The sequence below is a fragment of the Variovorax sp. PCZ-1 genome, assembly GCF_018413605.1.
Taxonomy (GTDB): domain Bacteria; phylum Pseudomonadota; class Gammaproteobacteria; order Burkholderiales; family Burkholderiaceae_C; genus JANMDU01.
This window is the reverse complement of sequence record NZ_JAHCDN010000001.1, coordinates 1128714-1149168: the sequence shown is the minus strand read 5'-3', so window position 1 is coordinate 1149168 and position 20455 is coordinate 1128714. Positions and strand designations below refer to the sequence as shown.

Below are 20455 nucleotides of genomic sequence, written 5' to 3'. Positions count from 1 at the left end.
ATCAGAACTATAGCGAGCCAGTGTACCGGCTCGCATCATATTCAAAGCGATCACCTTGATCGACGAGCCATTGCGCTATGCTGTCCGCGCTGTTTACATCCAGTACAGGGCGCAGTGTTTTTCCCTCAAACACTTGCGGTGCGTCGGTGGCAATCGCAACGATGAAATCATCCTCGTCGTAGAGCGCAGGCTTGCCAGCACTTGGGCGGTAGACCTCGATCTTCTGGATATCCGAGCGCTTAAAGCCCTCCACCAGCACCCAGTCCACACCATCATAGAGTTCTGCCAGCAGGTGATGTACGTTGAGTTCTGCTTCTTTCTCAAACTCACGCATCAAAGCTACGCGCTTGCTCGAAGCCACCACCACCTCAAACGCACCCGCTTCACGGTGGCGAAAAGTATCTTTGCCCGGATGATCAATATCAAAAGCATGGTGTGCATGCTTAACGACGGATACACGCAACCCTCGAATTTTTAAAGCGCCGATCAGGCTTTCCACCAAAGTGGTCTTACCTGAACCCGAGAAACCAGCAAATCCGATGACTTTCATATTGCTCTTTATTTGATAGCACTTTGCGCAGATTCTATGCCGGCGAAATGCTGATTTTGCTTAAAATTTAAGCGTTTTTCTCGATCAAAGTTTTGACTGCTGCTACATCAGGCTTCATCACCAGCACGCGCTTAGGCAAGGCTTCAATCCCCTCAAACTTAGCAGGGCGAGAAGGCTCGCGGCCAAGCGCTTCCACTATCGTCGCAGCAAACTTGATCGGCAGCGCAGTCTCTAAAACGATCATTGGCACGCCGCTCTTCACATGCTCGCGCGCCACCTTCACGCCATCTGCCGTGTGCGTATCAATCATCACGCCATGTTGTTCAAACACTTCTTTGATCGTTTGCAAACGGTTAGCATGCGTGCTCTTGCCGCTGGCAAAGCCGTATTTCGTTGCAGCCTGCGCAAAGCGCGCATCACCGCTCAAATCAAAGCTGCCCTTGGCGCTGATCTGAGTTGCAAACAGGTCTTTCAAAGCCGCGCCATCGCGCCCGATCAGATCAAACACAAAGCGCTCGAAATTGCTGGCCTTGGAAATATCCATCGACGGACTGGAGGTCTCATGCGTATCCGCGCTGCCGCGCACGCGATACACGCCTGTGCGGAAAAACTCATCGAGCACATCGTTTTCGTTGGTGGCGACGATCAGCTTGTCAATCGGCAAGCCCATCATGCGCGCCACATGGCCAGCGCAGACGTTGCCAAAATTGCCGCTCGGTACTGTGAAGCTCACCTTCTCTGAATTACTCTTCGTGGCATACAAATAGCCCGCAAAGTAATACACCACCTGTGCCAAGAGCCGCGCCCAGTTGATCGAATTCACGGTACCGATCTTGTATTTCTTCTTGAAAACCAAATCATTCGACACGGCTTTCACCATGTCTTGGCAATCATCAAACACGCCTTCCACAGCGATGTTAAAAATATTCTCATCCATCAGGCTAAACATCTGCGCCTGCTGAAACGGGCTCATGCGGCCATGCGGGCTGAGCATGAACACCTTCACACCCTTTTTGCCGCGCATCGCATATTCCGCAGCGCTACCGGTATCGCCACTGGTTGCGCCAAAAATATTCAGCGTTTCGCCACGCCGCGCCAGCTCGTATTCAAACAAATTGCCCAGCAGTTGCATGGCCATGTCTTTGAAAGCGAGCGTGGGGCCATTTGACAGCGCTTCCAGATGCAAGCCCGTGCTGCCCAGCGGCGTCACTGGCGTGATCTCTTTTGTGCCATACACCTCTTGGGTATAGGTTTTCTCGCACAAGCGCTTCAAATCCGCTGCGGGAATATCGTCGATATAAAGCGAGAGAATCTCAAAAGCCAATGCGGCGTAGCCTTGAGTGGCCAACACGCCACGCAAGCGCGTCAAAGCCGCATCATCCATCTGCGGATAAGTCTCGGGCATATACAGCCCGCCATCGGGCGCCAAGCCTTCGAGAAGAATGTCAGAGAAGCCAAGTCGGCCAGAATGGCCACGGGTAGAGAGATATTTCATGAAACTGGATCGGGAAACAATCCAGTATTGTAAAAGCTTGAGGGTTCTGGCTTACAGAGTCGCAGCCAGCCTCGCCGCCTGATCAATCGCCCGCTTCGCATCCAGTTCACCAGCCTCTTTCGCTCCGCCGATCACATGCGCCGTCTTGCCCAAGGCTTGCAGTTCATCCGCCAAAGTGCGCAGCGGCAATTGCCCCGCGCAGAGCACGATGGTATCGGCCTCAATCCAGCGCTGGTTCTCACGCTTTTCGCCGTCGCTCACCATCAAGCCTTCATCGCCGATGCGCTCGTAGTTCACGCCGCCCATCATGCGCACTTGCTTCATTTTGAGCGCGGTGCGGTGAATCCAACCCGTGGTCTTGCCGAGGTTTTCGCCGAGCTTGCCATCTTTGCGCTGCAAGAGTGTGATTTGCCGCGCAGGGGGCTCCACTTGCGGGCCAGCAGCAGCCAAGCCGCCAGCAACTGCAGCAGGGTCAGTCACGCCCCACTCTGCCTGCCACTCTTTCAAATTCGTCGTGGTCGAATGCCCATCCGTCACCAAAAACTCCGCCACATCAAAGCCAATGCCGCCCGCGCCGATGATGGCCACGCGCTTGCCAACAGGCTTCTTCTCACGTAGCACTTCGATATAGCTCAGCACTTTCGGATGATCCTGCCCCGCAATCTTCGGATCGCGCGGAAGCACGCCCGTGGCGATGATCACCTCATCAAAATCTTTCACGTCAACAGCCGCTACACGTTTGCCCAATTGCAAATCCACGCCGGTGATTTCCACACGCTTTTTAAAGTAGCGCAGCATCTCGTGAAACTCTTCTTTGCCTGGCACTTGCTTCGCCATGTTCAATTGACCGCCCAGCTCAGAAGCAGCGTCAAACAAACTCACCGCATGCCCGCGCTCTGCGAGCACAGTTGCTGCCGTTAAGCCCGCAGGCCCTGCGCCCACCACGGCCACGCGCTTTTTAGCCACCGTGGGGCGATAGACCAACTCTGTCTCGTGGCAAGCACGCGGGTTCACCAAGCAGCTCGCCAGCTTGTTTTTAAACGCATGATCGAGGCAGGCCTGATTGCAAGCGATGCAAGTGTTGATCTGATCGGCCTGCGAGAGCCGCGCCTTCTTCACAAAATCCGGATCAGCCAGCAAGGGCCGCGCCATCGACACCATATCGGCGCAACCATCAGACAGCACCTGTTCCGCCACCTCGGGCGTGTTGATGCGATTGCTCGTCACCAGCGGCGTAGTGATGCCCTGCGCGGCAAACTCCGCCTTCATCTTCTGCGTCACCCAAGCAAAGGCTGCGCGCGGCACACTGGTCGCAATCGTGGGCACGCGGGCTTCATGCCAGCCAATGCCCGTGTTGATGATGCTCGCGCCGCCCGTGGCCACGGCTTTGCCTAGCGTGACGATCTCATCCCAACTGCTGCCACCTGGCACCAGATCAATCATCGAGAGCCGATAGATGATGATGAAATCTTTGCCCACCGCCTCGCGTGTGCGCTGCACGATCTCCACCGGCAGGCGCATGCGATTCGAGTAATCGCCGCCCCATTCGTCATCGCGCTGATTCGTGGCTTTGGAGAGGAATTGGTTGATGAAATAACCTTCCGAGCCCATGATCTCCACACCGTCGTAGCCCGCGTCTCTAGCTTTCTGAGCGCAGTTGACGAAGGCTTTGATCTGCCGCTCTACGCCGCTGCTCGATAGCTCAAACGGTGTGAACGGTGCGATCGGTGCTTTGATGCGCGAGGGAGCCACAGCCAGCGGATGATAGGCATAGCGCCCCGTGTGCAAAATCTGCAGCGCAATCTTGCCGCCCGCGCCATGCACAGCATCCGTCACCACACGATGGCGCTTCGCCGCGCGCGATGTAGAAAGCGTGCCCGCAAAAGGCTTCGTCCAGCCCGCGATATTCGGCGCAAAGCCGCCCGTCACCATCAAGCCCACTTCGCCCTCAGCCCGCTCACGGAAATAAGCCGCCAAGCGGCTCAAATCTCGCCCCTCTTCCAGCCCGGTATGCATCGAGCCCATGAGCACGCGGTTTTTTAGCGTGGTGAAGCCGAGATCGAGAGGGGCGAGCAGGCGCGGATACAGTGAGTGAGGCGTATTTGAATTCATGGCGCACATCATAGGTGCGCTTGAACGCGCCGCCCAGCAATCAAGCGACAGATCGCTAGGGCATGCTACCTAGTCGCGCCTAGGGTTAATCCGCTAAGGGAATCGAAATCGCCGTCTGCCACTGCGCAGGCGGCACACTGCGCGGATCATTCAAATACTCTTCAATCGGCGGTTGCTCGCCCGGCTCCTCACCGCTTGCTGGCAGCCAAACGTAGTAAAGCCAAGAGTAAGCTGTGTGCAGCTCCGCATACGGCCCGGTAAACACCATTCGCGCGCAGCGCCCGCCACTCGTCTGTGTGATGTGAAAAGGCGCGTCTTGCGCAGTCAGCGAAAAACCTTCTGGCACGCTGATGCAAGCATCGCTGCGCAGCTCATGCACAGGCTTGGAATCTGGATCGTCGTAATAGATGCCATACATCTGCGTCGTCGCGCCGAAGAGATTGCGCCCAATCGCCCAAGCCGTGAGCTTCTGAAAACTATCGCCAATGCTGTTGTAGCTTCCAGCATGCGGCAGCGCAGCCACGCGCACAGGCGTGAGCGAGACGATCTGCACTGCTTGCTCAGGCGATGCGCCCAAGCCGGAAGGAAAAGTCGCTTTCATATTTGCTCCTTGCTTTGCACTCTGCTTAATCAAAGCCAACGAATTCACCGCATGCTGCCGATACTGTGCTGGCGGCAAACCATAGGCATCGCGAAATACACGCCCAAACGCCTGCACACTGCCATAGCCCGCCTTCTTCGCAATCGCCAGCACAGCTCTATCAGTGGTGGCCAGCATCACCGCTGCCCGATGCAGCCGCATCCGCCGCATCGTCTCAGCAATCGGCTCATTCATCACCACGGTATAGACGCGATGAAAGTGATAAGGCGAGAAATGCGCCAGCTCCGCCATGCGATCCAGATCAAAAGGCTGATCGAGGTGATCCACCAACCAATCCGTCACCCGCTGCACGCGCGTGCGCCAAGCCTGGAGCGTCACCTCTCGCGTCTCGTGGCTTGGGTTCGCGTCAGCTAAAAATCCGCTCATAGCCATCAGCCGATCAAACCGGCTTCACCCCAATACACACCGCCACTTCATCCGCGCTCAAATACTGCTCAAAATCTGTCGCGTAGCAGCGCTGCCAATCGGTACGTAATGCAGAAAAGTATTGCCACACCCGCCCCCAAGCCTCAATCACGGCCTGCGGCATCGCGCCCTTGGCGCGAAACACCAAATACTGGCCGCCCTGAACCTGCACGATCACTCGGCCTTCTTGGGGCGCAGCGCCCATCGCAACTTCGTTGCCCGCCATCGCATCAAACGCCCCCGTCCAATCGCCCTCATAGCCGCTGTACACACCATACACCGCAGAGGCTCCAGCCCCTGGAGAGCTGAAATACCGCCCCCAAAGCGCCCCAATTTTGGCTTCAGCTGTCTGCTCCGCCGCATTCGTCGTGCGCACCTGCAAACCTTGCACAGCAAATGCTGAAAACTCTTTAACCTCTGGGCTCATCGGTTTCTCCTGAATCAATTGAACATGAGCCAGACTGTATCGGAGGCAATTGAACTTTGGTTGCGGTCTTCAGCCCTGACTTGCGAGCTGAGTATCTCGCCCCGCGCGCGCTCACTCCCACCTGATAGCCGCCAACTTCCACTCGCCAGACACGAGCTTCCACTCCAAGCGCACATCGAATGGCTCAGCCCGTTCGGGAATCAAACCCTGCGCCCCAGTGACCAAAATCTTCGCCTCCGTCACGCCAGGCTTTTGCGAGGCCGGGTTAACGGCACTCGTTTGACTCACAGCGATCACCTTCACGTTGGCATAGCGCAAAAACATCAGCGTCATCGTCTTGCGCGCCCACTCACCATCAAACTCCGCCTGAGCCTGAAAACTCGGGTCAAGTTGTTGCATCACCGCACTGGTGTCCTTGGCTTCTAGGTTTGTTTGCAGCTTCTGCACAGCAGCTTCCAACGCCGTTTGCGGATCTTTGCGGCCGCATGCGGTGAGCGCCAAAGAAAGCATCAACAACACAGTAACGAGGAATGGGCGAAATTTCATGAATGCATTTTTTCAAAGAGCTTTGAGGTTGGCGACTGTTTGTGACGATAGCATGATGAAAGTGGCTTTGTCATGACGCAAATCACTTCGAAAACCGCGACTAAGGCGATTGAACTTTAGTTGCGGCCTTATGGCTTCCGAACAAATGCTTAAACGCCCACCCAGCAAGACGAATATACGTGTCTAATTGAGATCTACACTACATCTAACTATTTATTGTGGACCTCACCCAAGCTAGGCATGGAACTTTAAACACTCGCCTTACCAAACCTACTCGTACTGACATATGAAGCGCTTTCCGGCAGTCTCCACTATCACCCCAAGCCAGTTTGAGCTGCTTGTGAAAAAGTGGCTGTCATCAACAGGGCATACGCTAGATCACTTTAAGACTGCACACCTTGATCAAATTCAAGGCTTGGATGGAGAGTACACATTCGATGTAACCGCACGATTCAAAGCTTTAGGCGGCGCTGACTTCCTTGTAATTGTTGAATGCAAGAAACATAAGAATCCGATTAAGCGCGAGGTTCTCCAAGCCTTACACGACAAGCAGCAGGCGGTTGGTGCGCATAAAGCCATGGTTGTCGCAACATCAGACTTCCAAAGCGGCGCAATCGAATACGCATCTGCTCACAAGATAGCGCTCGTGCAGATCATTAACGGCCAAGCTGCTTACATCATGAACAGTGCATCTGGTAGAGAAATCTATATACCTGACGATGCAGACGACTACGTAGGCTTCTTTTATGCAGCCAACCCGAGCGGTGAATTAATTTTTCCGCAGTTGCTTAGCTCACGAATGCCGTTTGAAATGGAAAAATTCCTTGAACAACCAGGGTAGCAAAGACCACTGAAAGTTGCCTTTCTTAAGTGGAGCGCTAACGATATAACGCATTGCTTGAACGTTAACCAGCCGCATTTCCAGCGGAAACCATTGGGCGGTTGAATCAGAATTTTTTTGGAAGGCGCGCGGAGACCAGCTTTAGATTTTCGTTGCCTCAATCGCGTGTGTTTTCAAAAAATTTATGAGGCAACTGCCCGATGGTACGACGCAGGCGAGCGGGCGGAGCGAAGCGCATAGCACACCAAAACCCTTCGACAAGCTCAGGGTAAACGGTGAGTTACTATGAATTCAGTAGCACTCCGCGCAGCAAACATGCGTGCGAACTGCCCAAAAAGCTTCAAGAATTAAATTAATTGGGTTCTGACCCCAATTAATCTCAAGCCAACTCTTCCTTGCGAATCCGCACAATCGGTGCGAGTACGGTGGGCAGGGCTTGCATTTGAGCGAGCGCGGCGTTCATCGTGCCTTCTGTGGTGTCGTGCGTGAGGATGATGAGGTCGGTTTGGTTGCCGCCGTCGCCGCTCACCTCGTCTGCTTCGCGCTGAAGCACGGCGTCGATGCTGATGCCTGCGTTGGCGATCAAACCTGTGACTTTTGCGAGCACGCCAGCCTCGTCTGCAACGCGGAGGCGCAGGTAGTAGCTGGTGATCACGTCGCTCATGGGGAGGATGGGCATGGCGCTCATGCTGCCGGGTTGGAAGGCGAGCGCGGGGACGCGCTGCGCGGCGGTGGCGCTTTGCATGCGGGTGATGTCTACCAAATCAGCGATCACCGCGCTGGCGGTGGGCTCGGCGCCTGCGCCTTTGCCGTAGTACAGAGTGGTGCCTACTGCATCACCATTCACCACGACGGCATTCATCGCGCCTTCGACGTTGGCGATCAGGCGCTTCGTGGGAATAAGCGTGGGGTGTACGCGCAGTTCAATGCCCAGCACACTTTTATCAGCAGCTTCACGGCGCTTGCTGATGCCCAAGAGCTTGATGCGATAGCCCAGTTGCTCGGCGTATTTGATGTCAGTCGCGGTGAGCGCGGTGATGCCTTCCACATGCGCTTTGTCAAACTGCACGGGGATGCCGAAACCGATGGAGGCCATTAGGGTGGCTTTGTGGGCTGCGTCCACGCCTTCGATGTCGAAGGTCGGGTCTGCCTCGGCATAGCCCAAGCGTTGCGCTTCTTTGAGCACCACGCTGAAATCAAGCCCCTTGTCGCGCATCTCGCTCAAGATGAAATTCGTTGTGCCGTTGATGATGCCGGCGATCCACTGGATGCGGTTCGCAGTCAAGCCTTCGCGCAGCGATTTGATGATGGGGATGCCGCCGGCCACAGCCGCTTCAAACATCACCATCACGCCCTTGGCCTGCGCCGCTTGGAAAATCTCGCTGCCATGCACGGCGAGCAAAGCTTTGTTGGCTGTGACGACGTGTTTGCCAGAGGCAATGGCCTCTAACACCAGCGCCTTGGCAATGCCATAGCCGCCGATCAGCTCGATCACGATGTCAATCTCAGGATTGGCGATGATGGCGCGCGCATCGTTCACCACCTGAACTTTGTCGCCCACGATTTGCTTAGCGCGCGCCGTATCCAAATCCGCCACCATCGTGATCTCAATACCGCGCCCTGCTCTGCGCTGGATTTCATCAAAATTGCGCTGTAACACAGCGAACACGCCGCTGCCGACTGTGCCGATACCGAGAAGACCTACTTGTATGTTTTTCATGTGAATTTAAAGGAAAAAGTGCCGATCGCCGGCATAAATCATGCGCGAGCAGCTACTAATTTAATAGCAGATGCTTTGGAAGATGCAGCCAAGCCATCCGTACCATGTTTCTTGCGATAGCTCTCAAAGAACTTGGCCAAGCGGTTGATCGCCTCGCGCAGATCATCTTCATGCGGCAGAAAGACGATGCGGAAATGATCGGGCGCGCTCCAGTTGAAACCTGTGCCTTGCACGAGCATCACGCGCGTCTCTTTGAGCACCTCAAGGAAGAATTGCCGATCGTCTTCAATCGGGTAAATCTTCGGATCGAGCTTGGGAAACATATACAGCGCCGCCTCGGGCTTAACGCAGCTCACGCCGGGAATCGCGGTGATCAGCTCATAGGCCAGATCGCGCTGGCGGCGCAGGCGGCCGCCCTCTTTCGTGAGATCGTGAATGCTCTGGTAGCCGCCAAGCGCGGTTTGAATCGCGTATTGGCCGGGCACATTCGAACCAAGCTTCAAATTGGCCAGCATGTTCAGGCCTTCGATGAAATCTTTGGCAATCGTCTTGTTACCCGAGATGATCATCCAGCCCGCGCGATAGCCGCAGGAGCGGTAGGCTTTGGAGAGGGAATTGAAGGTGAGCGTGAGCACGGCTGTTGAAAGGCTAGCTAAAGCGGTGTGCTTCACGCCTTCATACAACACCTTGTCATACACCTCATCGGCGAGCAACACCAGCTCATGCTCACGCGCGATCTCGATGATGCCTTTCAAAAGCTCGTCGCTATACAAAGCACCCGTCGGATTGTTCGGGTTGATCACCACAATGCCTTTGGTGCGCGGCGTGATCTTGGCGCGAATGTCAGCCAAATTCGGCATCCAGCCATTGTCTTCATCGCACTGGTAATGCACGGGGCTGCCGCCGGAGAGCGAGGTGGCCGCCGTCCACAGCGGGTAATCCGGCGAAGGCACGAGCAGCTCGTCGCCATTGTCTAGCAGCGCATTGGCCGCCATCACGATCAGCTCGCTGGCGCCATTGCCAAGGTAAATATCATCAAGCGTCACGCCCGCAATGCCTTGCTGCTGCGTGTAGTGCATCACGGCCTTGCGCGCGGCGAAGATGCCCTTGCTGTCCGAGTAGCCCGCCGAATTGGGCAGATTGCGAATCATGTCTTGCTGAATCTCCTCGGGCGCATCAAAGCCAAAGGGCGCGAGGTTGCCAATATTGAGCTTGATGATCTTCTGGCCTTCATCCTCCATGCGCTTGGCCGCGTCCACAATGGGCCCGCGCACGTCGTAAAGCACATTGGCTAATTTGGCAGATTTGTTGATCGTTTTCATCGCTTACCCCTCCGAGGGTGTTTCGGAACACTGAAAACCTATAATTTGACCACAATCCCGCCTACTTTTTGTGCACCGCAGCACCTAGATTCATGAAACTTCAACCCGATAAAGCCGACACCCAAGTCATCACTGGCTACGGCCCCGGCTGGGTCAGCGTCGGTTTTTTCGTCGATGGGCAGCCTCAGCAAGAGAAACTCACCCACTCCTTCATGATCGGATCACATGGAGAGAGGCTAGATTGGCCGGGCATCTCCTTCGATCAACTCACCGCCGAGCATTTCGAGCAACTGGCCGAGTTCAAGCCCGAACTCGTCGTTTTCGGCAGCGGCAGCAAACTCCGCTTTCCTTCGCCTGCACATCAGCGCGCGCTCATGCAGGCGAGAATTGGCCTAGAGACGATGGACACTTTGGCCGCTTGCCGGACTTACAACATTCTGGCGGGCGAAGGGCGGCATGTGTTGGGTGTGTTTTTGGCAGATTGAAGACTGCTTCGCTTTCACGCCACCCGCTCGCCTGCTCCGTAACGTGCCCGAAAAAGCCGATGCCTTTCTTGTTGGGCGCTCTTACCCGCAAGCTCTAAGCTGCGATCTTTTGTAGCGTTATTGCCTTGACTGGCCGCGCTCGACTGAGAAAGGCCTCGTCTTTTTTGGGCACGTCACGAAGCTGGTGAGGAGTAGGAGCGTCGTTGCAGGCTGGCATCCAGTTGCTTGACTAGGTATCCAAGGATATGTCATCCCACTGGTCAGCCACACCAACAATCCAATCTGCTGCATGTCGCCTGAAACTAATTCGTGGGAGCAAAATACGTTTATCTGGCGTTCCTTGCAGACTTGCTTCGACTGCATACCAATGAAGCATATACAGCGTGTCTGCTTCTTGAAGTAACTCGCTCAAGGGCCGTAACCGTGCGCTGGCTATAAATTGGCTTGGATCGGTTCCAGCTTTTGAAAAATGACTGGACAAGTCATCGCTACATTGGGCAAAGTTGTCTAGTGTCACCAAGCCTAGGCTCCACGCCATGAACTGAATGGCTTCTACGAGCCAGCCGTGGGATGCTTTCGATTGACCATCGGCATCAGGATTGGATAGAAGGGATTGTTCTTCAGCACTGAGATGCTCCCAAAGCTGAAAACACATGATGTCTTTGTGTACTTTCTCTGCCGGTGCACCAAAGCAGAATGCTGCTAAGTAGCCAGCCGCAGTAGCTCGAGCTGCAACCTGTGCACTCGATTTGGGCTGTAAATCGGTCAATGACTCAATAAGAGGTAAGTTTTCATTTGCTTTGATTTGCCAATTTGCAAATCGGCGGATTGTTTCAGCTCGAATGTCGGAAGGATTCATATCATTTAACTCAATTCACCAAGTAGCAAGTACTATCATTGATTACATCACACGCACTGTGCGTTTTGGCATTGATCGCATGCAGTTTCTAGATGCGTGATGGGTCTGAAAAAGACGAGCCTTACTCAGTCGAGCGCGGCCAACCAAGCTCGGATCGCTACAAATGATCGCAGCTTAGAGCTTGCGGGCAAGAGCGCCCAACAAGAAAGGCATCGGCTTTTTCGGGCACGTCACGGAGCAGGCGAGCGGGTCGAGCGAGACGCGAAGCGCAGCAGGAAGAGAAAAACCTCAGTGCAAAGCGACTGAAGAGATCAGCACCCCATCCTCATCCGCATACACCCAATCTCCCGGTTGCACGAGATGGCCGGAGATCATGACGGGGACACCTGCATCGCCCAAGCCGCGCTTATCCGTCCGCAAGGGACATAGCGCCAGAGCCTTGATGCCGAGAGACGCAACACGTAGCTCCGCGATATCGCGCACTGCGCCATGCACCAAGATGCCTGCCCAGCCGTTTTTCGCAGCCGTCACAGCGAGGTTGCCTCCGACTAAGGCGCGGCGGGTCATGCCGCCGCCATCGATCACGAGCACTCTGCCCACCCCATTCAATTGACCCGGCTGCGCCACGGCTTCGCGCACGCGGGAGTTGTCTTCAAAGCAGCGCAGCGTGTGGGCTTGGCCATGAAAGCTCATCTTGCCGCCATAGCTTTTGTACACATCAGGAAGAATGCGCAGCTGCTTGGAATTGCTGCCGGCGAACTCAGCCTCATGGGTATCGCATAGGTCACATACAGATAGCGTCATGATAATTACTCACTTTTTAATAGCACTTCGCGCAGATTTTACGCCGGCGACTGGCCGTTTTTTGCTTAAATTCTTTGCAGGATTGCCTTGCGCGCTGCGCACGAGGCGCACGGGCTGCAGGGCGTGATTTTCTCTTGGGGCATTCAAGATGATGCTCGTTGAAGTTTCGGTGAGCAAGCAGAATTTTGTGACTACTTCATCCAGATGCGACACATCTTGCACCGCGATTTCTAGCGTCCAGCTGTCTTCACCTGTGACGTTAAACGCATTGATCACCTCGGGCGATTGCTCCACGCGCCTCAGCACAGTGGCGTAATCGGCCCGCCCTACGCGCACCAAGGCGCGGATGCCGTAGCCGAGGCGCGCGGGATTCACAGCAGCGTGGTATCCAGTGATCACGCCAGAAATCTCCAGCTTTTTCACGCGCTCTGCCACGGCGGGCTGGGAGAGATGCACGCGCCGTCCAAGCTCGCTCATGGAGATGCGGGCATCGCGCTGCAGCTCGGCGAGGATGCGTGTGTCGTAGCTATCGATTTCTGAATTCTCTGTGCTGAGCATGGATTGCCTTCGATTTCAAGGTGATGTTTTCATCTTAACTTCAATCATGCATGGTGTGATGAACTGCAGCTTGCGACAATTGATGCATGACAAGCACCACTGCTCTACTCCACAAACCATCTACCGCTCTGATCGCCGCCGCGCTCGCTGCCGTGTATCTCGTCTGGGGCTCCACCTATTTGGCCATTCGCTTCGCGCTCGTGAGCTTTCCACCGTTTTTCCAAATGGGCTCGCGCTTCGTCGTGGCGGGCGTTTTGCTCATGCTGTTTCTGAAGCTCAGAGGAGAAAAAGTGCCGGAGTTCCAAAAAGAGAGCACCCCATCTTCACCTCAACCGTGGTATTGGCGCAACGCACTCATTGTGGGCACATTGATGCTCGGCGGCGGCATGGGGTTGGTGGGCGTAGCCTCGCAAACGATTGGCTCAGGGCTGATTGCCACCTTCATTGCCATCGTGCCGATGATGGTAGCGCTGATCGGTTTGGCCTTTGGCAAGCGGCCTTCGAAGCTCGAAATTATCGGCATGTTGATCGGCTTTGGCGGCGTGATTTTGCTCGTGCAAGGTAAGAGTTTTGGCTTATCCACCGTAGGCTTGCTGGCCATGTTTGGCGCCACGCTTTCATGGTCAATCGGCTCTGTGCTGCAAACCACCAAGCTGCCGCTCGCGCCGGGGCCCATAGGCTTTGCGAGTGAAATGTTGTGTGGTGGCGCGGTGTTGCTCCTCTTTTCTCTCGTATTGGGTGAAAAAATTTCTTGGCCACTTGATACTCGCGCGCTGCTCGGTTGGGGCTATCTCATCGTGTTTGGCTCGCTCATTGCCTTCAGTGCGTATCTGTTTCTGCTTGCAAATGTCTCGCCTGCGTTGGCGACGAGTTATGCGTTCGTTAACCCCGTGATCGCGCTGTTTTTAGGGGTGTGGCTGGGTGGTGAAGTGGTGCAGAAAAACGAGTGGCTGGCCTGCGCGGTGATCTTGTTTGGGGTGTTGATGTTCTTCGCGGCGCGCTTAAAAACACACTCCGAAGATGCTCCGAAAAAGTGAGCTAAGCAGATTTTTTGCGGCTCCAGAGGGGAATTCGCGTTTTTCCTCACGTAAAAATGCATTTTTCACTGGAGGAAATGCTATTTTTACAGTAGCATCCGCTCTGTCAACGTGTGAAAGCCGCAAGGTGACCATCCGAAGACAAGTTAATTAACTCTATAAGGATCATCAATCATGGCAACTGCAAAGAAAGCTCCAGCTAAAAAAGCTGCTGCAAAGAAAGCTCCCGCGAAGAAGGCCGCACCGGCCAAGAAAGCTGCACCAGCTAAAAAAGCTGCAGCTAAGAAAGCGCCTGCTAAGAAGGCTGCTCCAGCGAAGAAAGCTGCTCCTGCTAAAAAGGCTGCACCAGCTAAGAAAGCTGCTGCTAAAAAAGCCCCAGCAAAGAAGCGCACGCCTAACGCTGCCTTCATGAAGGCTTTGACCCCTAGCGCCGCTCTGGCCGCTGTGGTGGGCTCTAACCCCATCCCACGCACCGAGATCGTCTCCAAGCTCTGGGTTTACATCAAGAAAAACAATCTGCAAGACAAGCTGAACAAGCGCATGGTCAATGCAGATGCCAAGCTCAAAGAAGTCTTCGGCAAAGCCCAAGTCTCCATGTTCGAGATGGCCGGCCTGATCGGTAAGCACGTCAAGTAATTGACTCTTGCTGTGAAGCTACAAACCGCCTTCGGGCGGTTTTTTGTTGTCTGCTGTTTTGGTGTTTTGGTGTTTTGATATTTGCTGAGCTCGCCATCGCCACGGCGCACCCACCTCCGCGAATGTCCCCCGGCTGGCGCTACGCGCGTGCCTCCCCCTTTATTTCGCTGCGGTGGATACGCCATGTCGATGGCTGCGAATGGTCTTTTCTAAGATCGCTAAAAACACCGCACAGATCGCGTGGTCTGTGCGTTTTGCGTAGGTAAAGGAGGAGGCGGCGAAACTCTCGCACCGGAGGAAAATAAATACTCAACGCCGCCGGAGGACACGGAGCAAAACGTGCAGATCATGCGATCCCGCCAGCCACTGCAAAGAACTACTTCTCAGAAGCCTCTTGCGCTAAGAGCTGCTTGTATTCCTCGTAAGCAGCAGGATCAGAGCTTGCGCGCTGCAAGAGCTCAGCTTTTCGATCTTGCATGGACTTCCTGCGTAGCTCTTTCATGATGCTCGCGAGCTCTTGTGGATCGTTTTCAATCGTCTCGGGGATGGATTGCACCAGCTTGCGTAGAAAAGCGTCGTGAGCTGTTCCTTGCAGAGCGATAGAGAGAGCAGCCCAAGGCTGGGGGCCGTGTTCTTGGCTTTGGGTGTCTAGCCACGCAAACGCCGCGCCATAAGGTGCTGGCAAATCGCAGAGCATGTGATGATCGGCGGCAGTGAGTTGCTCCCAAGTTTGCGGCTCTAGCAAGGTGATTTGCAGCAAACGGTCTGCACGGCTGGGCGGGGTGTTGCGGCCTACAGGGCTGCCCGGGATGCGGCTGGTGGCTGGGCTACCGAAGCTTTTTCTACTGAATTTATCTGAAGAAAAGTTGCTCTCGCCGGCGTATTGACTGCGCGAAGCGCTTCCTTTTTGATAGCGCTCGCCTGAATTTGATTTGTTATACGAGGGCGTGGGAGCGGGCTTCCAAAGGTCTGCCAACTCGCGTTCATCAATGCCGACAAGATTCGCCAGCTCGCGCAACAACTGCTTTTTAAGCGTGCCTTCTGGCAATGCAGTCCACATCGGCTTGGCATTCGCAGCGATGTGCGCGCGGCCTTCTGCGGTATCGATCTCCAGACCCTCACGCGCCGTATCAATCAAGGCCACAGAAAGCGGCTTGGCGCTACCAACGAAACGCAGGAAAGCCTCGGTGCCATGCTCGCGGATGTAGCTGTCTGGATCGTGTTCTTTCGGCAAGGTGAGGAACTTGATGCTACGGGTGTCTGTGGCAAAGGGAATCGCCACGTTCAAAGCTTTGATAGCAGCTCTCTGCCCTGCTCCATCGCCATCGAAACTGAATACCACGCTGTCGGTAAACCTAAACAGCTTTTGCACATGATCCGGCGTACACGCCGTGCCCAGCGTGGCCACCGCATTGGGAAAGCCCAGCTGCGCCAGCGCCACCACATCCATGTAGCCTTCGGTGACGAGCACATAGCCGGCTTTTTGCAAACTCTCGCGTGCTTCGAACAAGCCATAGAGTTCGCGGCCTTTGCTGAAGACGGGCGTTTCGGGCGAATTCAAATACTTGGGCTCGCCTTTATCCAGCACGCGGCCACCGAAGCCAATCGTCTCGCCCTTCACATTGCGAATGGGGAACATCACGCGATCGCGGAAGCGGTCGTATTTGCGTTTTTCTGAATTGGGGTCGTTGTCGTCTTCCAGACGCTCAATCACCATGCCACTTTCTACCAGCAGCGGATCATCGTAATCAGGAAACACACCAGCAAGAAAGCGATAGCCCTCAGGTGCATAGCCCAAGCCATATTTCAACGCGATCTCGCCCGAGAGACCACGCCCTTTGAAGTAATTCACGCCACGTTCGCTACCCTTGAGCTGCTTGCGATATCCCTCAGCAGCTTTGGCAAGCACATCACTCAGGCTCGCCTGCCTTGTGCGCATCTGTGCATCGCGCGCGCGCTCCTGCGGGCTGCGCTCGTCTTCAGGCACTTGCATGCCCATACTCTGCGCGAGATCTTTCACCGCTTCGATGAAGCTCATGCCCTGAAACTCCATCATGAAGCTGAGCACATTGCCATTCTTGCCGCAGCCAAAGCAGTGATAAAACTGCTTGGTCGGGCTCACGCTGAATGAGGGAGACTTCTCGCCATGAAAGGGGCACAGCCCCATAAAATTCGCACCGCCCTTTTTGAGCTGCACATGCCGCCCCACCACATCGACCACATCTGCGCGGGCGACGAGCTCTTGAATGAAACTGGTGGGAATGGCCATATCACGGCAAAGTGTAGACTGCTATTAATTCAATAGCTGTTTGCGCAGTATCTACGCCGGCGGCGTGCTATTTTCTTAATAGAAAACTTCAGCGGCGCTTCTTCACAACGCTTGGAGCTTTCTTAGCAGGAGCAGCCTTGGCCGCAAGCTTCCTAGCTTTAGCTCGGGTGACCGATTTGGCTTTGGCCTTCACTGGCAAATACATCACCACCGCTTGATTGGCTTTGAGCGCAGCTCCCGCGCTCACTTTGTTCCACTGCGCCACTTGAGCCGCGCTCACGTTGTATCGCCGTGCAATGCTGGCAACGGTATCACCTTTGCGGGCTTTCACGGAAGCGCGTCGCAGCACGATCTCGGGTGCGAGAGAAATTTGTGCGTTATCGGCCACTTGCGCCGAGACATCTTGATTGAGCTGCGACGAACCCCGTGGTACGAGCAAGGTGGAGCCCGCTTTGATCAGCATGCGCGGGGGAATATTGTTGATGCTGCGGAACTGATCCTCAGCCATACCAAAACGCTTGGCCGCTTCGCCCGCTTTCATGGTGGCAGGTACACGCCAAGCTGTCCATGTGGCGGCCTGCCCGCGATGGCTTTGCAGATTGCGCATGAACACATCGGCGTTGTCCCAAGGCAGCAAAATTTGCGGTGTGCCCGAGGCAAGCATCACGGGTTTGTTGGCCGATGGATTCAAAGCGCGAAAATCTTCCACCTTCATCTCGGCCAAGCGCGCTGCAAGCTGCACATCCATATCTCGCGAGAGATTCACGGATTGGAAATAAGGGTGATTGGCAATATTAGGAAGCTGAGCGTTGAAGCGGCCTGGATCAGCTACGATGTTTTTCATGGCTTGTAGCTTGGGCACGTATTGGCGCGTCTCATTAGGCATATTCAGATCAGAATAGCTGGTACCCAAGCCCGCGGCCTGGTTCTTTTTGATCGCACGGCCTACGGAGCCTTCGCCCCAGTTATAGGCAGCCAAAGCCAAATGCCAATCGCCAAACATGCCTTGGAGCTTTTGCAAATAATCTAAAGCAGCGCGCGTCGATTGCAAGACATCACGGCGATCATCACGAAAGGCATTCTGTTTCAGATCAAAAAATTTCCCTGTGCTGGGAATGAACTGCCACATGCCTGCAGCCTTCGCGCTAGATACCGCTTGTGGATTGAAAGCAGATTCAATGAAAGGCAGCAAGGCCAACTCCATTGGCATTTGGCGGCGTTCGAGTTCATCGACGATGTGATAAAGGTATTTGCTGGAGCGCGCTGTCATGCGCGTGATGTATTCAGGCCGGCTGCCATAGAACTGCTCTTGGCTCAAGACGAATTGATCGTTCAAATCCGGCATTCCGAAGCCAGAGCGAATACGCGCCCACAGGTCTGCATGCACTTGGGGTTGTACGAAGACAGCTGTAGCGGTGATCGGTGTGGAGTTGTCAATGAGCACTGAGGGCTCTTGGGTTTGCACAGCGGGCGCAGCTTGTTGCCCCGGCGCACGATCCGCCTCTTTGGGGGTTTTGCTCACGTCCACTGGCTTGGCATCAGATACCGGGGCGGGCACTGGGAGCGTGGCCTGCGTTTGAGCGGCTACTAAAGTGATGGAGAAAGCAAAAAGCGCAAGACTGATGCGAAGCGTTTGTGAGAGCAGAGATAACTTCATTTGAATTGGTTTTTCCATTCGCGCAGCACTGCAAAGCATGCTGCGTCATCGGCCACGGAGGGCAGTAATTGAGGATCGAATTGAGACACCGCTTGCCTCACAGAGTTCAAGCGGCTGCGTAAAAAAGGGTTGATGGCAAGCTCCAGCGCAATGCTGCTGGGCAGGGTGAATTGATGATTTGCACGCAAAGTGATGCATTGCTGCTCATATTGCGCCAATTCCTGATTATCAGGCTCAACGGTGCGGGCAAAGCGTAAATTTGAGAGCGTGTATTCATGCGTGCAGCAAACCCGCGTCTCGCCCGGCAGCACAGCAAGGCTATCGAGCGAAGCAAGCATCTGCGCAGGCGTACCTTCAAACAGCCTGCCGCAACCGCCAGAAAAGAGTGTGTCGCCACAAAAGAGCAGCGGCTTGCCTTCAAAAGCATCACAGTAATAAGCAATATGCCCAGCCGTGTGACCAGGTACATCCATCGCTTTGAAAGTATGCCCCATCGCCTGAACAAGCTCGCCACCTGAGACGCGCTGCAAAGGCTCAGGCATCTTCTCAAACGCTGGCCCTATCACTTGGCAACCTGTAGCTTGCCGCAGCTCATCCACACCACCCGTATGGTCAGCATGATGATGCGTCAGTAGAATGCTCGCAAGTTGGAGAGAATGCTCTTGCAAAGCAGCTTTCACCACCAGCGCATCGCCTGGGTCCACCACCACGGCCTGCGCACCATCATGGATCATCCAGATGTAGTTATCAGTGAAGGCAGGCAGCGCGATTAATTCCATGAGTGATTCCATTATAAATTTGCAAACTTGGCTCGAAACGCCTCCTGGCCAAACACTCCTCGCCTGGGAGCAGGCGCAGCTGGACGCTGCTGTGGCCGATGTGTTTGGCTACCATGCCTTGCAATTGGGCATGCCACGGGTGTTTGCACTGCAAGCCAATCGCATGCCGCATCAATGGCAGGCAGACCGTGACTTGGCCAGCGAGGTGCAATTTCATTGCGACTTTGAGGCCCTGCCTTTTCGCGAAGCCAGCCTTGATCTGGTCGTGATGCCGCATGCGCTCGAGCACAGCCTCGATCCCCACGCCAGCCTGCGCGAGGCCGCGCGTGTGCTCGTGCCAGAAGGTCGCGTGGTGATTTGCGGCTTCAATCCGACGAGTCTGTGGGGATGGAAGCAGCAGCGCGAGCGGTTTTATGAGCGCTTTGGCATGGGCAAGCTGTATTTACCTGATTCTGGCGAATTTTTGGGCTACTGGCGGCTACGCGATTGGCTCAAACTGCTGGGCTTTGAAGTCGAATCCAGCAATTTCGGCCTTTGGCAGCCTGCTCATCGCTCGGAGGCTTGGCTCTCTCGCATGGAATGGATGAACGCTTTAGGCAAACGCTATTGGCCCATTTTGGGCGCGGCCTATTGCGTGGTGGCCGTGAAGCGCGTGCAAGGCATGCGCATGATCAGCCCGAGCTGGAAGAAAGTGCCGCAGCGGGCTACAGCGCCGGTGTCAGTTGCGCCGCGTGCGGCGAGCCCAAGCGCTCAGTCCACCTCAAAAGGCAATTAATCTTCGAGAGCGCAGTTCACGGGCTGTGCACTTAAAAGCTTGACGCAAACCTGCGGATCGATATTGATCAAGTAGCCCCGCCGCCCGCCATTGATAAAAATGCGCGGCAATTCCAAAATCGTTTGCTCGATATATACAGGCATCTCTCGCTTCGTACCAAAAGGCGATGTGCCGCCCACCAAATACCCAGAATGCCGATTAGCCACCTCCGGCTTGCAAGGCTCCACCGATTTGCGCCCGATCTGCCGCGCCAAATTCTTCGTGCTTACCTTGCGGTTGCCATGCATGAGCACCACCAATGGCTTGGCCGCTTCGTCTTGCATGATCAAAGTCTTCACCACAATGAACGGATCCTGCCCCAGCACTTCTGCGCTATGGTTTGCCCCGCCAAGCTCTAGGTATTCGTAAGGATGCTCGGTGAATTCAATCTTGTTCGCTTTGAGCAAAGCAGTAGCAGGTGTTTCAGAGATGTGGGATTTCTTGGACATGAAATCTAGCTGATCACAGTCATTTTTCC

20 protein-coding genes are annotated in these 20455 nt (G+C 55.0%); 5 read left to right on the top strand and 15 right to left on the bottom strand.

Translation table 11 applies throughout. The annotated features are described in order from the left end of the window. Nucleotides 1-7: 7 nt before the first annotated feature. The 6 genes from mobB to KIH26_RS05610 all read right to left on the bottom strand — a co-directional run bounded on the left by mobB (nucleotide 8) and on the right by KIH26_RS05610 (nucleotide 6196). Entirely contained in the window at nucleotides 8-550 is a 543-nt protein-coding gene (gene mobB / locus KIH26_RS05635) for a molybdopterin-guanine dinucleotide biosynthesis protein B (RefSeq protein ID WP_213443273.1), read from the bottom strand. A gap of 67 nt (nucleotides 551-617) precedes the next feature. After that, complete coding sequence (gene thrC, locus KIH26_RS05630) at nucleotides 618-2045, bottom strand: threonine synthase (protein WP_213443271.1); 1428 nt, start codon at nucleotides 2043-2045, stop codon at nucleotides 618-620. Between the two features lie 51 nt (nucleotides 2046-2096). After that, complete coding sequence (locus KIH26_RS05625; protein ID WP_213443269.1) at nucleotides 2097-4157, bottom strand: NADPH-dependent 2,4-dienoyl-CoA reductase; 2061 nt, start codon at nucleotides 4155-4157, stop codon at nucleotides 2097-2099. 85 nt (nucleotides 4158-4242) lie between these two features. Next, nucleotides 4243-5184 (bottom strand): AraC family transcriptional regulator, encoded by a 942-nt coding sequence (locus tag KIH26_RS05620; RefSeq protein ID WP_213443267.1) that lies wholly within the window; start codon nucleotides 5182-5184, stop codon nucleotides 4243-4245. 13 nt (nucleotides 5185-5197) lie between these two features. Beyond that, complete coding sequence (locus KIH26_RS05615; RefSeq protein WP_213443265.1) at nucleotides 5198-5650, bottom strand: GyrI-like domain-containing protein; 453 nt, start codon at nucleotides 5648-5650, stop codon at nucleotides 5198-5200. A 111-nt stretch (nucleotides 5651-5761) separates the two neighbouring features. Further along, nucleotides 5762-6196 (bottom strand): hypothetical protein, encoded by a 435-nt coding sequence (locus tag KIH26_RS05610; protein WP_213443264.1) that lies wholly within the window; start codon nucleotides 6194-6196, stop codon nucleotides 5762-5764. Nucleotides 6197-6482: 286 nt separating this feature from the next. Between KIH26_RS05610 and KIH26_RS05605 the strand changes: the two genes are divergently transcribed. Next, nucleotides 6483-7037, top strand: coding sequence for a restriction endonuclease (locus KIH26_RS05605; RefSeq protein ID WP_213443262.1), 555 nt, complete (start codon nucleotides 6483-6485; stop codon nucleotides 7035-7037). A gap of 379 nt (nucleotides 7038-7416) precedes the next feature. On the opposite strand, the gene KIH26_RS05600 is transcribed toward KIH26_RS05605, so the two are convergent. Both KIH26_RS05600 and KIH26_RS05595 read right to left on the bottom strand, forming a co-directional pair. Then, nucleotides 7417-8757, bottom strand: coding sequence for a homoserine dehydrogenase (locus KIH26_RS05600; RefSeq protein ID WP_213443260.1), 1341 nt, complete (start codon nucleotides 8755-8757; stop codon nucleotides 7417-7419). 38 nt (nucleotides 8758-8795) lie between these two features. Beyond that, entirely contained in the window at nucleotides 8796-10079 is a 1284-nt protein-coding gene (locus KIH26_RS05595) for a pyridoxal phosphate-dependent aminotransferase (protein WP_213443258.1), read from the bottom strand. A gap of 92 nt (nucleotides 10080-10171) precedes the next feature. Between KIH26_RS05595 and KIH26_RS05590 the strand changes: the two genes are divergently transcribed. Further along, complete coding sequence (locus KIH26_RS05590; RefSeq protein ID WP_213443257.1) at nucleotides 10172-10564, top strand: Mth938-like domain-containing protein; 393 nt, start codon at nucleotides 10172-10174, stop codon at nucleotides 10562-10564. Nucleotides 10565-10793: 229 nt separating this feature from the next. Here the strand turns inward: KIH26_RS05590 and KIH26_RS05585 are convergent, their stop codons facing one another. The 3 genes from KIH26_RS05585 to KIH26_RS05575 all read right to left on the bottom strand — a co-directional run bounded on the left by KIH26_RS05585 (nucleotide 10794) and on the right by KIH26_RS05575 (nucleotide 12785). Further along, nucleotides 10794-11423 carry a DUF4272 domain-containing protein gene (locus tag KIH26_RS05585; protein ID WP_213443255.1) on the bottom strand — a complete coding sequence of 210 codons (630 nt, stop codon included), beginning with the start codon at nucleotides 11421-11423 and terminating at the stop codon, nucleotides 10794-10796. 288 nt (nucleotides 11424-11711) lie between these two features. Further along, nucleotides 11712-12227: a ribonuclease E activity regulator RraA gene (gene rraA, locus KIH26_RS05580; RefSeq protein ID WP_213443254.1), complete on the bottom strand. Its 516-nt coding sequence runs from the start codon at nucleotides 12225-12227 to the stop codon at nucleotides 11712-11714. Nucleotides 12228-12236: 9 nt separating this feature from the next. Continuing rightward, nucleotides 12237-12785, bottom strand: coding sequence for an Lrp/AsnC family transcriptional regulator (locus KIH26_RS05575; protein ID WP_213443252.1), 549 nt, complete (start codon nucleotides 12783-12785; stop codon nucleotides 12237-12239). Between the two features lie 86 nt (nucleotides 12786-12871). On the opposite strand from KIH26_RS05575, the gene yedA reads away from it, so the two are divergent. Continuing rightward, a complete protein-coding gene (yedA, locus tag KIH26_RS05570; RefSeq protein WP_213443245.1) occupies nucleotides 12872-13822 on the top strand; it encodes a drug/metabolite exporter YedA in 951 nt (316 codons plus the stop codon). Nucleotides 13823-13996: 174 nt separating this feature from the next. Then, complete coding sequence (locus KIH26_RS05565) at nucleotides 13997-14458, top strand: SWIB/MDM2 domain-containing protein (protein ID WP_213443243.1); 462 nt, start codon at nucleotides 13997-13999, stop codon at nucleotides 14456-14458. A 376-nt stretch (nucleotides 14459-14834) separates the two neighbouring features. On the opposite strand, the gene dnaG is transcribed toward KIH26_RS05565, so the two are convergent. From dnaG to gloB, 3 genes are all read right to left on the bottom strand, one after another. Then, the gene (gene dnaG, locus KIH26_RS05560; RefSeq protein WP_213443241.1) at nucleotides 14835-16727 is read right to left on the bottom strand and encodes a DNA primase; all 1893 of its coding nucleotides are present in this window, start codon (nucleotides 16725-16727) and stop codon (nucleotides 14835-14837) included. 88 nt (nucleotides 16728-16815) lie between these two features. After that, complete coding sequence (locus tag KIH26_RS05555) at nucleotides 16816-18384, bottom strand: transglycosylase SLT domain-containing protein (protein ID WP_213443239.1); 1569 nt, start codon at nucleotides 18382-18384, stop codon at nucleotides 16816-16818. Next, nucleotides 18381-19163 carry a hydroxyacylglutathione hydrolase gene (gloB, locus tag KIH26_RS05550; protein ID WP_213443238.1) on the bottom strand — a complete coding sequence of 261 codons (783 nt, stop codon included), beginning with the start codon at nucleotides 19161-19163 and terminating at the stop codon, nucleotides 18381-18383. The genes KIH26_RS05555 and gloB overlap by 4 nt, the downstream gene beginning before the upstream one ends. On the opposite strand from gloB, the gene KIH26_RS05545 reads away from it, so the two are divergent. After that, nucleotides 19162-19938 carry a class I SAM-dependent methyltransferase gene (locus tag KIH26_RS05545; RefSeq protein ID WP_213443235.1) on the top strand — a complete coding sequence of 259 codons (777 nt, stop codon included), beginning with the start codon at nucleotides 19162-19164 and terminating at the stop codon, nucleotides 19936-19938. The two genes, gloB and KIH26_RS05545, sit on opposite strands and share 2 nt — an antisense overlap. Here KIH26_RS05545 and ybaK read toward each other — a convergent pair. Further along, on the bottom strand, nucleotides 19935-20426 hold the full coding sequence (gene ybaK, locus KIH26_RS05540) for a Cys-tRNA(Pro) deacylase (RefSeq protein WP_213443234.1): 492 nt from the start codon (nucleotides 20424-20426) through the stop codon (nucleotides 19935-19937). The genes KIH26_RS05545 and ybaK overlap by 4 nt on opposite strands. Nucleotides 20427-20455 lie beyond the last annotated feature (29 nt).

Coding starts and splice junctions, on each gene's coding strand:
- KIH26_RS05545 (WP_213443235.1), top strand. CDS start 19,162: ATGAGTGATTCCATTATAAATTTGCAAACTTGGCTCGAAACGCCTCCT.
- KIH26_RS05600 (WP_213443260.1), bottom strand. CDS start 8,757: ATGAAAAACATACAAGTAGGTCTTCTCGGTATCGGCACAGTCGGCAGC.
- dnaG (WP_213443241.1), bottom strand. CDS start 16,727: ATGGCCATTCCCACCAGTTTCATTCAAGAGCTCGTCGCCCGCGCAGAT.
- rraA (WP_213443254.1), bottom strand. CDS start 12,227: ATGACGCTATCTGTATGTGACCTATGCGATACCCATGAGGCTGAGTTC.
- KIH26_RS05585 (WP_213443255.1), bottom strand. CDS start 11,423: ATGAATCCTTCCGACATTCGAGCTGAAACAATCCGCCGATTTGCAAAT.
- KIH26_RS05595 (WP_213443258.1), bottom strand. CDS start 10,079: ATGAAAACGATCAACAAATCTGCCAAATTAGCCAATGTGCTTTACGAC.
- KIH26_RS05590 (WP_213443257.1), top strand. CDS start 10,172: ATGAAACTTCAACCCGATAAAGCCGACACCCAAGTCATCACTGGCTAC.
- KIH26_RS05565 (WP_213443243.1), top strand. CDS start 13,997: ATGGCAACTGCAAAGAAAGCTCCAGCTAAAAAAGCTGCTGCAAAGAAA.
- KIH26_RS05555 (WP_213443239.1), bottom strand. CDS start 18,384: ATGAAGTTATCTCTGCTCTCACAAACGCTTCGCATCAGTCTTGCGCTT.
- KIH26_RS05610 (WP_213443264.1), bottom strand. CDS start 6,196: ATGAAATTTCGCCCATTCCTCGTTACTGTGTTGTTGATGCTTTCTTTG.
- gloB (WP_213443238.1), bottom strand. CDS start 19,163: ATGGAATTAATCGCGCTGCCTGCCTTCACTGATAACTACATCTGGATG.
- KIH26_RS05615 (WP_213443265.1), bottom strand. CDS start 5,650: ATGAGCCCAGAGGTTAAAGAGTTTTCAGCATTTGCTGTGCAAGGTTTG.
- KIH26_RS05625 (WP_213443269.1), bottom strand. CDS start 4,157: ATGAATTCAAATACGCCTCACTCACTGTATCCGCGCCTGCTCGCCCCT.
- mobB (WP_213443273.1), bottom strand. CDS start 550: ATGAAAGTCATCGGATTTGCTGGTTTCTCGGGTTCAGGTAAGACCACT.
- KIH26_RS05620 (WP_213443267.1), bottom strand. CDS start 5,184: ATGAGCGGATTTTTAGCTGACGCGAACCCAAGCCACGAGACGCGAGAG.
- KIH26_RS05605 (WP_213443262.1), top strand. CDS start 6,483: ATGAAGCGCTTTCCGGCAGTCTCCACTATCACCCCAAGCCAGTTTGAG.
- ybaK (WP_213443234.1), bottom strand. CDS start 20,426: ATGTCCAAGAAATCCCACATCTCTGAAACACCTGCTACTGCTTTGCTC.
- KIH26_RS05575 (WP_213443252.1), bottom strand. CDS start 12,785: ATGCTCAGCACAGAGAATTCAGAAATCGATAGCTACGACACACGCATC.
- thrC (WP_213443271.1), bottom strand. CDS start 2,045: ATGAAATATCTCTCTACCCGTGGCCATTCTGGCCGACTTGGCTTCTCT.
- yedA (WP_213443245.1), top strand. CDS start 12,872: ATGACAAGCACCACTGCTCTACTCCACAAACCATCTACCGCTCTGATC.